Source organism: Lepagella muris, assembly GCF_004793975.1.
GTDB classification, from domain to species: Bacteria; Bacteroidota; Bacteroidia; order Bacteroidales; family Muribaculaceae; genus Lepagella; species Lepagella muris.
On sequence record NZ_SRYB01000042.1, the window covers coordinates 1 to 16,381 of the forward strand.

Consider the following 16,381-nt stretch of genomic DNA (forward strand, 5'->3'; position numbering starts at 1 on the left):
CTTAAACCTTAAACTATAAACTTTAAACCACTGAAGTGCAGCTTGCGAAACTTCAGTAATTAATTTTTAAACAAGTCTTTTTCTAATACTTTATCAGGATCTGCTGAAGCTTTGAGCGATACTCACTTGGAGTTGGTCCTTTAAACTTTTTAAATATTCTTATAAAGTTTGATAAATTATTAAATCCACAAGAATAGCAAATCTCATTTATTGAGTGAGTCGTATCTATCAACATTTGTGAGGCTTTACCTATCCTCACGCTGTTAAGATAGTCGATAAAAGAACATCCTGTTTTCTTTTTGAAGAAATGGCTGAATGCTGATTCCGACATATTTACAAGTTTTGCAACATCCGACAGTTTTACAGAATCCTGGAAATTTTTCTCAATATAATCGCATACTTTTGTGATTCTCCTACTCTTGAATGCTGTCAAGGCTTCATTTGCGTCATAATAGTTACTGACAAGCATCTCCTTGTTGGCAATAGAAAGATCGTAAAGTATAGAAAGGAAGTCAAGCACCGTATGAAACCCCTGTAACCGAGTAAGTCTTAATATCTTATCAGCAATTAGCACCTTCGTATCGTTGGAGAATGTAAGTCCTCTTCGTGACTCTATCAATAGTTGACGAATAGACGCAAACATACGCTTATTTAATATAGGAAAGTTAAGCAACTCTTCAGAAAATTGAATTGTAATCACATGATTACCCTCTTGTCTCGTCCCTTTCCAAGCATGAGGTATATTAGGACCAAGCATTACCAGATCCGGACTTGAAAATTTTTCATCGCTATCCCCGACCACCCTTGTGCCTTCATCATTAAGAACAAGATTAATTTCATAATCCGAATGATAGTGCACAGGATAATCAAATTTTGCATTAGGATGATCCAACAAAATAAATAAGTCATCATCCGCAAGAGGAGTTATCTCTTTTTGATAGTCTTTCATTATTATACCATAATATTATTAATAGAGTTGTCTAAACTTCAATGCTACAAAATTAACAAAAATAATTAAGATGCAAATTCAGTATTCAAAAAAGTATAATCTTTAAGCCAAAAAATGTTTAACAAAAATCTAAATAGATGCTAATTTTGCAGCGTAATAACCAAATCTTTTCATATCGTGGAACAATTTCATATAAGTACATTAGATTTAACTGTAATCGGAGCATACCTACTTTTTATAATATGGTGGGGACTCCGAAATGGAAAAAGCGACGATTCTCAATCTTATTTTTTGGCAGGACGCTCTATGCCATGGTGGGTCGTAGGTCTTTCGCTTTTCGCGGCAAGCATTTCAAGCACCACACTTATCGGTCAATCCGGAGATGCGTATCACACAGGGTTGGCTGTATTCAACTATAATCTTACGGGTATAGCTGTGATGGTATTTTTTGCAATCTGCATACTTCCGTTATACCTTAAATCCAAAATCTTTACAATCCCGGAATTTCTTGAAAGAAGATTTGACAAACGCTCCCGCTACTACTTTTCCGCTATATGCATAATCGGAAATATCTTCCTTGATGCAGCCGGAGCCTTGTATGCAGCCGCTCTTATTATAAAGTTGATAATGCCCGAAACGGATCTTCAGTTGATAATCATAATATTTGCAGTTATCGCTGCATCTTATACCATACCTGGAGGATTATCATCGGCAATTAACGCCGAAATAATTCAGGCCGCCATATTAATACTTGGATCGATAATGCTTACCATACTTTGCTTCATGCAAGGAGGTGATTATTTTACAAATCTTTTTGCCAGCGGCGACATATCGCTCAAGCTAATCCGGCCATTAGCCGATAATGCAACACCCTGGCTCGGTCTTATTGTTGGAATGCCAATTACCGGACTTTACTTCTGGGCCAACAATCAGACCCTTGTACAGAGAGTATTGAGTGCAAAAAGCATCGAAGAGGGACGTAAGGGAGTAATATTCACCGGATTCCTCACAATGCTCACTCTAATTATCATTGCTATCCCGGGGGTAATTGCAAGAGATTTATTTCCGGGACTTGAAAAACCAGATATGGTTTATCCCAATATGGTATTAAATCTTATGCCAATCGGATTGCTTGGAGTTATGCTGGCTGCGCTTTTGTCAGCTTTAACGTCAACACTGTCTGCAATCCTAAACTCAACCTCAACACTCTTCACAATAGACTTTTATGCCCAGTTCAACAAGAAAGCATCATCTAAAAGGCTTGTTGTGATAGGCAAAAAGCCTCTTGTGTCATAATAATTCTTGCTGCCCTCTGGGCTCCATTCATAGGACATTTCGGTTCGCTACTTAAATACTATCAGGAGATGCTGTCATATATCGCACCCCCCATTGTCGCTGCCTTCATATTAGGCATCTTTTCAAAACGAACAAATGCAAATGGCGCGTTTGTCGGATTAATAATCGGTTTGGTAGTGGCAATTGGTCTGCTGTTCTGCAAAAATATGATATTCGGCAATCTTCACTTCCTTTATATCGTGCCAATACTGTTTGCACTCAGTCTTATTGTAATGTGGTCAATAAGTATAATCGGCAAACGTCCGGAAGAGAATAAATTGCTAACCACTACATTCCGCTATGAAGAGTTCAAATCCGAAATCATTTCAGCCTATAATTCCAACTGGTTGTCAAGCTATCTGTTTTGGGCAATCCTACTCTTGATAATAAGTGGATTCGTTTGGATTCTATTCAGCTAAACATATATTCAATACTTCTAAATTTCATACAATATGAAACTGAAAAAACATAAAAATAATCCGATACTTTCTCCCAATGAGGGAAACGAATGGGAATCTCTTGTGACTTGTAATCCAGGAGTAGTATATGACAATGGAGTATATTACATGCTCTACCGGGCTGCCGGAAATGACAAGGAACACGTGATCCGATTCGGACTGGCAACAAGCACAGATGGATTTAATTTCAAGAGAATGTCATCCAAACCTGTATTCGGTCCCAGTCTTGATGGTCCTGATTCAGGTTGCGTAGAAGATCCACGTATAGTTAAGTTTGGAGAAAATTTCTTTGTCACCTATGCCTACCGCCCATTTCCCCCTGGACAATACTGGAAAATGGCGCATGATGTGGTAGAGACTCCTGATTGTGATGAATTCATGCCCAAGGCGATCCGTGATAATCTCGGCAATACCGGGCTGGCGGTTACTAAGGATTTCTATACATACCGTCGGTTAGGCAGAATCACGTCCCCGATTCTTGATGATCGTGATGTAATCATATTTCCCGAAAAAATCAATGGGAAATATGCGCTTCTGCATAGACCTAAACAATATATCGGGAGTAAATATGGAACTGACTATCCTGCAATATGGTTAAAGTATTCTGATGACCTTCTTGACTGGGAATCAAAGGATAGCCATTTGCTTCTTACCGGAATCGAAGGCACTTGGGAGGAAAAAATCGGTGGAAGCACACCTCCGATTATGACGGAACGCGGATGGCTTATGCTCTATCACGGTGTGGAACATGGTGGAGTCGGGCACTATAGAGTAGGCGCACTATTGCTTGACAAAGAAAACCCACTCAAAATCATCGGACGAACAACTGAGCCAATTCTTGAACCGGATTCAGAACATGAACTCATCGGTTACTATAACGGCTGTGTTTTCCCAACCGGCAATGTGATTGTAAAAGGCAATCTGCTTGTTTATTATGGTTGTGCCGATAAGCATATCGGGCTTGCAAGCTGTGTCCTTGATGAGCTGCTTGACCATCTTGAATCAGAAGAATGCAAAATTGCAGCTGAAAACAGTGTTAAAAACATCATTGTGCGCGATTAACACTTGTTAAAACAAATCAATCCAACCGACAATTCAAAAAAGTATAATTATATAGCGTAAAATAGTAGATTTCATTAATTCATTCATAGTAACTTTGTGACCAAGATATTGCAGTATTTTTAAGTGACAAGTAACTAAAAAAACCTTACCAAAACCAATATTATCATGAAACAAGGAAGAAAAGCCTTTGAAGTCATGTTGCCGCTGATAGTATTTTGTCTGCTACTTGGCGGTTCTTTGACCGGCTTCGCACAATCCTCCGGACAAATTGATGTCTCCGGCGTGGTTGTAGACGAAAGCAATGAGCCTTTAATAGGCGTTTCCATTAGAATTGATGGTACCAGTCTTGGCACCACCACTAATATTGATGGAGAATATAGTATAAAAGGAATCGCTAAGGATGCCACCTTGATTTTCTCTTATGTGGGTATGAATCCTCAAAAAGAGCAGGTCAAAGGTAGAACAAAAATTGATGTGGTTCTAACCACGGATGCAACAATGCTTAATGAAGTTGTTGCCATCGGTTATGGAACTGTAAAGAAAAGTGACCTAACAGGATCCGTAACATCGGTAAAACCTGAAGCAATAACCACTACCCCGTCAAACTCCGTTGAAGGACTGCTACAAGGACGCGCAGCCGGTCTGTCGGTCAACAATTCATCTCAGGATCCGGGTGCAGGTTCAACAGTACGCATAAGGGGTGCGAGTTCACTAAATGGATCAAACTCCCCACTTGTCGTGGTTGATGGTTTCCCGTTAGGAGATGCGGGCGATCTTAAGCAAATAAACCCTGCAGATATAGTAGGCATTGAGATTCTCAAAGATGCATCAGCCTCTGCGATCTATGGTTCTCGTGGTGCAAATGGTGTAATCATGATTACGACAAAGAAAGCAAAAGAGAGTAAAACCATCGTCAATATCCGTCAGCAGATTACATTATCTCAAAAATCAACGAAACTTGATTTATGGCGAGATCCGGTCTTGATGGCCTCCCTTAACAACGAGGGTCGTATAAACGGTGGGCTTGATCCCCTCTATGTCGGAAAGGTAAATTCTACAGGCATATACTATCCTTCTATTGAAGAACTCATGACTACATGGGATATCAATACCAGATGGGATGAAATTACGCTTAGAGATCTCCCTGTATCCAATAATACCACTGTTGCTGTGCAAAGTTCAAATGAGAAGACCAATTTTGCATTGAGTGCTAATTATTACACTGATCAGGGTCTGTTTATAAATGACGATTACAAAAAGTATGGCTACCATCTAAGTGTGGAACACCAGCTTTTCAGCAACTTCAAAATCCGTGTCATGAACATTCTCAGCCGTAATGTCAGGGATAACAATAGCGGGTTGGCATACTGGAGGAATCCGATTTTCCCTGTATATGATGAAAATGGTGATTACTACCTTACAAATTCACAAGACTATGAGCACCCTGTCGCCATCACGGAGCATCGCAAACAGCAGTCTAAAGGTATTGATGTAATTTCATCCGGAACTTTGGATTGGCAGATAATACCGCAACTTAATTTGACAACTCAACTTAACTATAAGTATGGCAGTTCGATAAGTGATAAATATTATCCAAAAAAATATACGGAAGCCGGTACATTTAGTAACGGACAGGCACAAATTGACAATTGGCAAGGACAAAATCTTGTTTCAGAAACTTTCGCCAACTATAATCAAGATTTTGATAAGCACTCGCTGAGTGCAATGGCAGGATTCTCGTATGAGACATATACGGAACGAAGTTCAGGACTCACTGCACGTAATTTCGTAAATGAAACCCTTGGCAATGAGAATATGGGAGCCGGAAACCCGGAGCAAAACAGCCTCTCTAATGGCAAGTTGGACACGAAACTCGTCTCATATATGGGCAGGGTAAACTATACATTCGACAACAGGTATCTTGCCACTGTAACATTTCGTGCAGACGGTTCTTCCAAATTTGGAAAAAACAATAAGTGGGCCTACTTCCCTTCGGGGGCAATAAGTTGGAAAGCGCATCAGGAAGAATTTATCAGCAGGCTCGGTATATTTAATGAGCTTAAATTCCGTGCCAGCTATGGTGTCTCCGGTAATCAGGGTATCAGTGCCTATCAGACATTGAGCAGATACGGCACAGAAAAGTATTACAACAATGGATCTTGGGTGACGACAATCGGTCCCGGCTACGTTTCCGGATGGACCGGCCAGGGTGGCATCAATCGCGTATGGAGTGGCATACCTAACCCCGATCTAAAGTGGGAATCAACACAGCAGTTTGACTTTGGCATAGACATGGGGTTCTTCAATAACCGTCTGCGCATAGGCTTCGATGCTTATATTAAAAAGACTAAAGATTTGCTACGTCAACGCAACCTTGCACCATCATCCGGATACGACAGGATGTGGGTTAACGATGGAAATATTGAGAACCGCGGTGTAGAATTGTCAATTGATGGCATCATACTGAGCACTCCTGAATGGAGATTGAACGGAACACTTATCATGTCACATAATAAGAATAAGATTACCAATCTTGGCAATACCTTGGAATCAGGGCTCATTGAGGATCCAATGACAGGGATGCTGTTTGAATATTCCGGCAATAGTTATGAGAAATATCGCGACTATATCAATATTCTTGCTATCGGACAGCCAATGAATGTGTTCTATGGTTATAAGGTCGATGGAATCGTACAGACACTTGACGAAGGCATCCGTGCCGGTCTTGACGGAGAGTATGCTCAGCCCGGTGAATTCAAATATGTTGATCTAAATGGTGATGGATCAATTACTGAAGCCGACAAAACCATCATTGGTGATCCTAATCCGGATTTGACAATGAGCCTGCAACTTAACCTCGGATGGAGGAACTGGGACTTGGGGGTATTCTTCAATGGTGAATTTGGTAAGGACGTCTACAATACAAAGGCGTTTGGTGAACCGAGCAATCAACCCCTTCGTTGGACTATCGACAATCCGACAAATAAATATCCGAGCCTGCGCGATGGTAGACAGTCAATGGTTTCTGACTGGTGGGTTGAAGACGGATCTTTCTTAAGAATACAGACTTTGACTTTAGGATATACTTTCAATTTCAAAAATTCTTGGATTTGTGATAAAATTCGTCTGTATGCCAACGTGTCTAACCTATATACATTCTCCAAGTTCAAAGGCTATGATCCTGAAGTCGGGCTAAATGGCGTATATACCGGTGGATATCCCCGTCTTCGCAAATGGACTTTTGGAGTTGACTTTACATTTTAATAAAATCCTAACATGATAACTACTAATAAAATTCTCTCGCTTATGGGTGGGATGGCGATAATGCTATCCTCCTGTAACTTGGACGAAACTCCTTATGGGTTTTATTCAGAGGATAATTTCTATAAAACTGAGGCTGATGCAGAGGCTGCCGTCAATTATGCCTATGGTTGCATGAATTTCCTCGAATATTCACGATCGATATTCTTCTTGGGCGATATGCCGACTGAAGCTTTGACAACCAAGAGTGATGCCACAATGGACAATCAAGACATCAATAACTGGAAGGTGTCAAATTTCAAAACAAACAAAACTCTTGAGAATTTCTTCAAATACAGCTTTATCGGTATAAACCGCGCCAATGCCGTGATAAAGAATATTCCCAAATGTAATTTCAGCCAGGATATTAAGGATCAGTATTTAGGAGAAGCATATTTCCTACGTGCTTACAATTATTTCAGCCTGGTCCGTAATTTCGGACTGGTTCCCATGCATAATTCTGTAGTGGAAACTCTCGATCAGACTTCCGCACCACTTGCATCAGATATCGATGAATTATATGATCTTATTCTCGGCGACTGTCGTAAAGCTGCCGATTTAATGCCTGTCTATGACGCTCCGCGCCTTGGCCGTGCCGATAAAGTTGCTGCAAAAGCCCTTGCTGCAAAGGCTTATCTGTATGTCGCTTCTGCTAAAGAGCATGGAGTAAAACTTTATCGCGATATGCGTCGTGATACGGAAGAGATGTATGATAGTGCCGCTTATTTCGCCAATCAAGTTATCACTGAACAACATGTCTATGGTTTCGAGCCAAACTTGCTTGATATATACGATGTCGAGAAGGCAAACGGACCTGAACATATATTCATGATGGCAATGGACCGAAGCGGGACGAGTGAGGGCGAGTTTTCCAAAATATCCAAGATGTTCATCCCGTATATCGATGGCGCAACAATCTACTTGAAACAAGGAGATTCTGAAGAGTTTATACCTTCTCATGATGGATGGGGTGAATACCAGACGACACAAGCCTTCTATAATTCATTTGAAGATAATGACAAGCGTAAGACTCATCTGATCTGTGACAAGGTTTATAATGCGAATGGAGAAGTAAGTGCGAAATATCCCGACAACTTCCAATATCCCTTCAGCAGAAAATATATTGACCCTAAGTTTTCAGGAGATAAGACAAGCACTCGCCCGTTCCTTATTCGGTTCTCAGATGTGGCGTTGATTTATGCGGAAGCTGCGGGTCCTACCGCACAATCATATCAACTTGTCAACTACATCCGGAATCGAGCGGGACTGTCTGACCTGCAACCCAATCTGTCAATGACAGACTTTCGGGAGGCAGTATATAAAGAACGTGGTTTTGAACTATCCTATGAGGGTGATCGCATGTATGACATTCGTCGCTGGAACAGGATTGGGGAAATTCCAGAGGCTCGGGGAATGTCGGAAGATGATATCACATTCTATCCTATCCCTCAAGCTGAGATAAATCTAAATGGTAGCCTTAGATAATGACAATAACAATGAATACAATATATAAAATTCTCGCTTTGGCATGTGCCGCTGCCGGATTCCAATCTTGTGAAAAAGATTTGCAAGATGAGATAAATGACGGCAAATGGAATCATGAACGTCAAGTCATTGATATTAAATTTGAGAATCAGATAGGTGTTGCAGAAATTGAAGCCGTAGATGCCACAACAGGCTTAATTGAGCTTTCAATAAATGTCAATGCTGTGCCGGATCTGTCTAATATCAAAATAACCAATCTGCAACTCTCCTATCAAGCTAATTCTTCTGTGGGGATAGGCGATGTCCTTAACTTCGAGAATCCGGAGCGGACTGCTACCTTGTCTGTTAATTCTGCTACAGGTGAATATCGAGACTATACAATTCATGTCTCTGAATTTACAGAATCTGTAGAGGGGAAATGGGCAATCCAATCACTCAAAATCTATGGTGGAACAGGTCCGGAATATGGAGGAGGTGCAGTAATGGCATTTACCGATAAACCTTGGTGCTGGAAGGAAAACGAAGGACCGGCTTGTGAGATTGACAACGTGCTGACGTTTACAATGACCGGTGTGTCAGACAACGGTAATACTAACGGCATCTGCATAAATGAAGCTGGCGCAGACGGCAAATATGCCGACTTCACTTATATCGGTAATAATCCTGAAAATCCCGGTCAGGCTGTAAATCTCGACCATTTCTACCGCCAGATTCCCATTGGCGAGAGTAAATGGGAAAGGGACTATGCCGAGAATACAATTACTTTTACAGACAAGGATGGAAACGTGACTGTTGGGCGTCTTGAAAATGCCGGCACCGAAGATCTTGGATATGATAAATCATTTACCATCACAGATAATGCCTTTACATTTACTCTGAATGGTACAGATGACTGGACAAATATTTATCAGGATTACGACAAATTTGTCAAGAAACCTCGTAAATATTGGATCTCTGTGAAAAAGATTTGACACGTATTTAGTAAGAATAATAAAGATTAGTTCTTAAGTGGCATGAATAAGTTAAAGATTGTTTTAAGGTTACTGATGACATTGATCGGTTGTGGATTTCCGGCGTCCACAATCGGTCAGGTCATCCTTTCTATTGATGAAACGTCTGTCATCAGTAATGAATATATAGGCAACGGTGTTCAGTGGGATCCATATACAATGGATTATGGACATGGTCGTTTGACATTCTCTGATGCAGACATAGCAAAAATCTATGAGCGTCTTGATTTTATGCAACCCGCCATAGTCCGCATGATGATTAATGCTTCTTCTCTTTCCTCCGAAAATGGCACTCCGGATTTCAATAATTACTATCCAAATGTCGAGTTCCTCCTCAAATATTGTCAAAGTCGTGGAATTGACGTTGTATTTGGAGATTGGGGTGGCTCTTTAATCAGCCACAACGACAAATTAATCAATAGGAAGAATATAACCACGTTGGTATCATTTATCCGTTATCTTCTTGATGAGAAGGGAATGGATTGCATACGCTACCTGAACTTTGTGAACGAGCCAAATGGTTATTGGTCTGCAACTGATGGAGACTTTGAATTATGGCGCGACGGGATGAGGATTATCCACTCAGAAATAGAGAAACAAGGGCTCGCAAACCGCATATCCCTTATTGGTCCGGATGCTGCCATCTGGACCACGGATGAAACTTGGTGGATAGAAAAAACCGCATCTGACATAGGGAATATCATCGGGCTCTATGATATTCATACATATCCATCAAAATATACTGTCAATACAAATCAATATTACGAAATAATCAAAAGCTATCGTGATTGTGTCCCGGCTAATCATAAAATCATAATGGGGGAAATCGGACTTAAATATGTAGCCCCGGAAGACAAAGCCCTTAATGAATTGAATCGACTTCGTGCAGAAACTTATAAATATGCTTCTATTGAAGACTCTCAAATGTCGGTGTATGACGTGGCTTATGGATTGGATATGGCTGACGCTCTTGTCCAGACTTTACAGGCAGGCTATTCAGGGACAGTAGCCTGGATGCTTGATGATGCCATGCATAACAATGAAGCTCCGGATAAGCTGAAAATATGGGGATTCTGGAATAGTTTTGGCGATGAATTTTTCGGTAAAGATCAGGAGAAAATACGTCCCTGGTTCTATGCCTGGTCGATTCTGTGCCGTTCAATTCCGCGTGGGTGTGAGGTCATTAATGTAAAATCCAATGCTCCCGGCTCTCTAAAAAGTGCCCTTGTAAGAAAGGATGGTAAATATTCTTTAATCCTTTTGAATATTTCTGAAGCAAATTTATCGGCATACATTAATAGGGAGATGACTTCTTTCATCCCCGGTGCTAAAGTTTCAATATACAATGAGAATGTATTGAATAACCTTTCTTCGGAATTATCGCTTCCGGAGGAGAATAAAGCCTGTATATCTCATGAAGGGGATATTCTATCTGTCCCTGCAAAATCATTAGTGATAATCAGTAACATTTTATAATATGAAATTTCCATCATTGATAATTACTTCTGCCTGTTGCGCTGCAATGTTTACATCGTGCACCTCTTCCGGTTCTATGGATTTTACCGTGACTGATGAGGTCATAAACGCATCCTACATCGGCAATGGAGTGGAATGGGATCCGTATGACGAGGCTGAAAGTTGGGGCGCACCAATCTCTGAAGAGGATTGGACAAAACTAACCAAACGTCTTGACTACATGCGACCACAATATATCCGCTGCATGATAAATAGTCCTTTCCGCTATTACGATGTCAAAACAGGGGAATATAATAAAGAAGACAATTTAGAGTCAATTTGTAGGCTTCTACAATATTGCACGGATAATGACATAACCGTGATTTACGGAGAGTATAATCCTCCCTCCTGGGATATGAAAGATGATTCCCGATGGGTGGAGATGGCTGTAGATTATCTAAATATGCTCGTGATTGATAAAGGTTTTTCATGTATAAAGCATTTTGTCATTTTCAACGAACCGGACGGAGATTGGGCATCCACTAACGGGGATTTCAATCTGTGGTATTCAATGGCAGAGAAATTTTATAAGAAAATGGCAGAGTATCCCGGCTTGCTTGATAAGGTATCTCTTGCCGGACCTGATGTAGTTGCCGACTACCATAACCGTAATTCCGATCTAAATACCACTGGATGGCTTACAGAGACTGTCAAGAATGCTGATTCAATTATCGGATTATACGACATTCATGCTTACCCCGGTCAAGCTGAAGTATTATCCGGTAAATATGCCGGTCTTCTAAAAGAATACAAATCTCTTATACCTGAAAATAAGCAGATTGTACTTGGAGAAGCCGGATATAAGTATTGGCGAGAAGCAGACTCCTTGCTGATGGCTGAATATAATCGTCGTGTTGAAAATCATCCTTTCACTAAAGGGAGTGATTGCAATATGCTTGTCTACGACTATTTCTATGGTATTGACATGGCTATACTGGCAACGGAGGTAATGAACAATGGATTTTCAGGTGTTGCGGCATGGATGCTTGACGACGCCATGCATTCACAAGGAGATTCAGGTAAGCCCGAAGACATTAAACTGTGGGGTATGTGGAACATCTTGGGCAGTGAGGTCTTTAATGATCCATCACAGGAAGATATACGCCCGTGGTTCTACTCCTGGTCATTGATGTGTCGTTTCTTTCCTACCGGCTGCGACATTGTGAAAGTCAATCATCCGGAAGATGATGATATTTTCACCTGTGCGGCAAAATATGATGGGAAATACACCATAGCATTGATCAATAAAGGGGACTCTGAAAAATCAATTACAATAAAACTCCCTAACGGGACAGCTAATGCCGACGTCTACAGATATGAGGAAAATGCCATGACTCTGGATAATGACGGCTTCCTCCTACCGGAACAATCAGATATCTCTAATAATACCTTCAGCACGAAACTCTCCCCCCTATCTATGGTTTTACTAACACAACTAAATTAACAATATCATGAACCTCAAATCAATTTTAAGCATTTGCAGCCTGGCATTCATAGCATACAGCACAGCCTCATGTTCAGGTAACGAGCCGGATAAGCCTTCATCCGGTAATGAACAGGGTCAAGCCATCACTTTAAGTATAGTAGACAAACAAGCCACGCCTGAGACAAAAGCTCTATATTCCAACTTATGGACGATAGGTCAGAAAGGCTTCATGTTCGGTCATCATGATGACCTTATGTATGGCAGAAAATGGTATGACGAACAAGGCAGGTCTGACACAAAAGATGTCTGTGGCGATTACCCCGGTGTATATAGTCTTGATTTTGCCGAGTTAATGGACGACAGATACATTGACTCTGAATCTACAAATATACGTCGTCGTTGTATACTTGAAGCTCGTGACCGTGGAGAAGTAATCATTGCATGTGCGCACCTCAACAATCCTCTCACAGGTGGCGACTCTTGGGATAATTCCAATAAGAATGTTGCCAAGGAGATTCTGACTGATGGATCTGCCACACAGCAGAAATTTAATACTTGGCTTGATCGACTGGCAGAATTCGTAACCGGATTGAAAGATAGTAACGGAAATTTAATACCTATCATATTCCGTCCGTTCCACGAACATACCCAAGCGTGGTCCTGGTGGGGTAACACATGTACTACTGAAACGGAATTCATTACCTTGTGGAAATATACTGTAAACTATCTCCGTGACAAAAAGGGTGTGCATCAGTTTATTTACGCAATAGCCCCGCAGATGGATAATCAGAAAACCGAAAATGATTTTCTTTACAGATGGCCCGGCGATGATTACGTAGATTTCATAGGTATGGATTGCTATCAGGGACTTAGCCCAACTGTTTTTGCTGCAAATATAAAAACTATCAGTAAGGTTTCCAAAATGAAGTTGAAGCCGTGTGGAGTAACGGAAACAGGTGTCGAAGGTTTCACAGATGCCGATTACTGGACAAAACAGATTTTGACACCCGCAACCGGACGCAACCTGTGTATGGTAGTAATGTGGCGCAACAAGTTTGTGGGAGCCAACGAAAATGACAATCACTATTATTCTGTTTGGAAAGGGCATCCCTCAGAAAAAGACTTTATAAAATTCTATAATAGTAATTTGACATTCTTCAGCCACAATCTTCCAGACATGTATAATATGGCGGAAAATGTAACTGTCAAGTGACATCTGTTTATGAAGTTTTGACAAATTCACTTACTTGATTATAGAGAATATATTAAATTTTACAAACGGGGATGATGGTCAAAGGAATGATAGTTACGCGGTGATAATGACAGAAGCACATCTACATCGATTACACAAGACTCCATCTCTTAAAAATATAGATACTGTTGTCATATTTTTAAGAGATGGAGTCTTAGTTTTAATTATCAAGCGTTAGCTTCGCGTTATGCCGGGGTGTCAGGAGGGGGTGACGCCTCTCATGCGGTCGTCGACTGCGGAAAGGGCTGCCGTGGCTCCGTCTCCCATAGCTATGACAATCTGTTTGTAGGGGATGTCTGTCACGTCGCCGGCTGCGTACACTCCGGGTATGCCGGTGCGTCCAGCACCCTTCATTATAATCTCTCCGGCTTTGTTGACCGGCAACTGATTGGAGAAGGGCGAACTGTTGGCAGTAAGTCCAATCTGCACAAACACTCCATCCAGATCATAAAGCGCGGACTCTCCACTCTTACGATCCTTCACCTTGATGCCCGTTACCTTCGTGCCGTTACCGATCACCTCCTCTGCTGCTGATGAGAGGTGAACCGCTACATTGTCGAACTCGGTAAGTCTCTTCTGAAGCACCATATCCGCCTTCAGTTCATCAAGGAACTCAAATACATCGACATGCTCGCATATTGCTGCCAGGTCGATTGCCGCCTCTATCCCGGAATTGCCACCACCAATCACTGCCACACGTTTACCGGCAAAGAAGGGTCCGTCGCAATGGGTGCAGAATGCCACACCCCGACCGATATACTCATTCTCACCCGGAATATTGAGCCGTCGCCATGATGCACCTGTAGCAATCACTATCTGTGGAGCCTCAAAAGTCTCACCACTGTCGGTGGTGATTCTTTTCGGGAATCCGTCAAGTGCGACATCCACGATACGGCGGTTGTCATAGATAGCGATATCATACGATTCCAGATGACGCCGCAGGTCGGAAGCCAATTCCGGTCCGGTGGTATGAGGCACGGATATAAGATTCTCTATATCCATGGTGTCCTTCACCTGTCCGCCTATGCGGCCTGCCACGATTGCAGTGCGCAATCCCTTTCTCGAGAGATATATGGCAGCCGCGGCTCCTGCCGGTCCGCCTCCTGCCACGATGACGTCAAAGCCGAGCGTGACATCACTCACCTCGCCGGGATTAGGCGTGCTGCCGAACTTCTTCTCAAGTAACGCAACCAGATCTCCGAGTTCCGCACGCCCCACACTGAGCAGCTCGCCGTTGGCATATACCGTCGGGACAGACTGCACATTATAGCTCTTCACCATCTCCGGCACAACAGCACCATCTATCGTGACGTGACGGAACGACGGATTGATGAGCGCGATGATATTTAGCGACTGCACCACTTCCGGACAATTCGTGCACGTCAGCGATACAAACGTAAACATATCCACCGGACCCTGAAGCGACGCGATACGGCGACGCAACGCCTCATCGGGAAGATTCTTCCCCTGTCCCGCCGCATTCAGCACCGCAAGGATAAGCGACGTGAACTCATGCCCGTTAGGTATGCCGCAGAACGACACTCCCGTGGGATTGCCATCTCGCCATATAGCAAGGGTCGGGGCATTCTCCTCGGTGGGAGTATCCTCCTCCTTCACTGAGAAAGCGGCGGACGAAGAGGCGAAGTCATTTACAAACTCCACCATCTGACGGGTCTCTTCACGCGAAGAGACGCCGCTCACAACAAATGTGAACGCCGTCTCCAAGTTTGCGAAGATACCCTTTAGCTGTGTGATTATATCTTTATCCAGCATAGGTCTCTATTTTATATCGTTCTACTTCAAATCTTTCCCACAAGGTCGATACTTGGTTTCAGCGTTGCGGCTCCCTCTTTCCATTTCGCGGGACAAACCTCGCCGGGATGGGATGCCACAAACTGCGCTGCCTCCACTTTGCGGAGAAGTTCATCGGCATTACGTCCGATGCTGTTGTCCTGTATCTCAACCAGCTTGATCAAGCCCTCCGGATCGCATACGAAGGTGCCACGGTAAGCCATACCTGCCGCCTCATCCATAACACCGAACGCACGGCTGAGAAGACCAGTCGGGTCGGCAAGCATCGGATAATTGATCTTACGGATGCTGTCAGACGTGTCGTGCCATGCCTTATGCACGAAGTGAGAATCGGTGCTTACGGAATATACCTCCACACCCATTGATTTGAGTTTATCGTATTTCTCCGCAAGATCCACAAGTTCTGTCGGGCATACAAACGTGAAGTCGGCAGGATAGAAGAAGAACACTGCCCATTTGCCGAGCACGTCCTTATCCGTCACCGTCTCGAATTTGCCGTTGTGAAATGCCTGTACTGAGAACTCCGGTATGCGGGTATTGATGATTGTTTCCATTTTGTTATACTTATTTGTTTCTATTTGTTTTAGTGTTTTATTCTTAATTCCGAATGATAAACACGCTCATCTTATCTTTTGTTTAATGCTCGGCACGTAAAGAATGTTAAGCTAAGTCAATAAATATTAAACAGTTCCAACAACGCTTCAATATAAAATATTGAAGCTAAAATATTGAAGTTGTCTAAACTTCATCAGCACAATCTGAAATATTAATACCGGT

Annotated in this window: 10 protein-coding genes and 1 pseudogene; 8 read left to right on the plus strand and 3 right to left on the minus strand. The window is 42.3% G+C overall.

Annotation, left to right across the window (positions count from 1 at the left end; genetic code table 11):
- Positions 1-82: 82 nt before the first annotated feature.
- Positions 83-949 (minus strand): AraC family transcriptional regulator, encoded by an 867-nt coding sequence (locus E5331_RS18385; protein ID WP_123484662.1) that lies wholly within the window; start codon positions 947-949, stop codon positions 83-85.
- Positions 950-1,126: 177 nt separating this feature from the next.
- On the opposite strand from E5331_RS18385, the pseudogene E5331_RS18390 reads away from it, so the two are divergent.
- From E5331_RS18390 to E5331_RS18425, 8 genes and pseudogenes are all read left to right on the plus strand, one after another.
- Positions 1,127-2,703, plus strand: a pseudogene (locus E5331_RS18390) (sodium:solute symporter).
- Positions 2,704-2,736: 33 nt separating this feature from the next.
- On the plus strand, positions 2,737-3,804 hold the full coding sequence (locus tag E5331_RS18395; RefSeq protein WP_123484660.1) for a glycoside hydrolase family 130 protein: 1,068 nt from the start codon (positions 2,737-2,739) through the stop codon (positions 3,802-3,804).
- A gap of 165 nt (positions 3,805-3,969) precedes the next feature.
- A complete protein-coding gene (locus tag E5331_RS18400) occupies positions 3,970-7,068 on the plus strand; it encodes a SusC/RagA family TonB-linked outer membrane protein (protein WP_123484659.1) in 3,099 nt (1,032 codons plus the stop codon).
- Between the two features lie 12 nt (positions 7,069-7,080).
- Entirely contained in the window at positions 7,081-8,589 is a 1,509-nt protein-coding gene (locus tag E5331_RS18405; protein ID WP_135985697.1) for a RagB/SusD family nutrient uptake outer membrane protein, read from the plus strand.
- An 11-nt stretch (positions 8,590-8,600) separates the two neighbouring features.
- A complete protein-coding gene (locus tag E5331_RS18410; RefSeq protein WP_123484674.1) occupies positions 8,601-9,560 on the plus strand; it encodes a hypothetical protein in 960 nt (319 codons plus the stop codon).
- A 75-nt stretch (positions 9,561-9,635) separates the two neighbouring features.
- The gene (locus E5331_RS18415) at positions 9,636-11,075 is read left to right on the plus strand and encodes a hypothetical protein (RefSeq protein ID WP_123484657.1); all 1,440 of its coding nucleotides are present in this window, start codon (positions 9,636-9,638) and stop codon (positions 11,073-11,075) included.
- A 1-nt stretch (position 11,076) separates the two neighbouring features.
- A complete protein-coding gene (locus E5331_RS18420) occupies positions 11,077-12,558 on the plus strand; it encodes a hypothetical protein (protein ID WP_135985699.1) in 1,482 nt (493 codons plus the stop codon).
- A 7-nt stretch (positions 12,559-12,565) separates the two neighbouring features.
- Positions 12,566-13,753 carry a glycoside hydrolase family 26 protein gene (locus E5331_RS18425; RefSeq protein ID WP_135985701.1) on the plus strand — a complete coding sequence of 396 codons (1,188 nt, stop codon included), beginning with the start codon at positions 12,566-12,568 and terminating at the stop codon, positions 13,751-13,753.
- Positions 13,754-13,990: 237 nt separating this feature from the next.
- On the opposite strand, the gene ahpF is transcribed toward E5331_RS18425, so the two are convergent.
- Together ahpF and ahpC are read right to left on the minus strand one after the other, a co-directional pair.
- Complete coding sequence (gene ahpF, locus E5331_RS18430) at positions 13,991-15,565, minus strand: alkyl hydroperoxide reductase subunit F (protein WP_123484441.1); 1,575 nt, start codon at positions 15,563-15,565, stop codon at positions 13,991-13,993.
- Positions 15,566-15,591: 26 nt separating this feature from the next.
- Complete coding sequence (gene ahpC, locus E5331_RS18435; protein ID WP_123484440.1) at positions 15,592-16,158, minus strand: alkyl hydroperoxide reductase subunit C; 567 nt, start codon at positions 16,156-16,158, stop codon at positions 15,592-15,594.
- Positions 16,159-16,381: the final 223 nt, after the last annotated feature.

Coding starts and splice junctions, on each gene's coding strand:
- E5331_RS18400 (WP_123484659.1), top strand. CDS start 3,970: ATGAAACAAGGAAGAAAAGCCTTTGAAGTCATGTTGCCGCTGATAGTA.
- E5331_RS18405 (WP_135985697.1), top strand. CDS start 7,081: ATGATAACTACTAATAAAATTCTCTCGCTTATGGGTGGGATGGCGATA.
- E5331_RS18395 (WP_123484660.1), top strand. CDS start 2,737: ATGAAACTGAAAAAACATAAAAATAATCCGATACTTTCTCCCAATGAG.
- E5331_RS18425 (WP_135985701.1), top strand. CDS start 12,566: ATGAACCTCAAATCAATTTTAAGCATTTGCAGCCTGGCATTCATAGCA.
- E5331_RS18415 (WP_123484657.1), top strand. CDS start 9,636: ATGACATTGATCGGTTGTGGATTTCCGGCGTCCACAATCGGTCAGGTC.
- E5331_RS18410 (WP_123484674.1), top strand. CDS start 8,601: ATGAATACAATATATAAAATTCTCGCTTTGGCATGTGCCGCTGCCGGA.
- E5331_RS18420 (WP_135985699.1), top strand. CDS start 11,077: ATGAAATTTCCATCATTGATAATTACTTCTGCCTGTTGCGCTGCAATG.
- ahpC (WP_123484440.1), bottom strand. CDS start 16,158: ATGGAAACAATCATCAATACCCGCATACCGGAGTTCTCAGTACAGGCA.
- E5331_RS18385 (WP_123484662.1), bottom strand. CDS start 949: ATGAAAGACTATCAAAAAGAGATAACTCCTCTTGCGGATGATGACTTA.
- ahpF (WP_123484441.1), bottom strand. CDS start 15,565: ATGCTGGATAAAGATATAATCACACAGCTAAAGGGTATCTTCGCAAAC.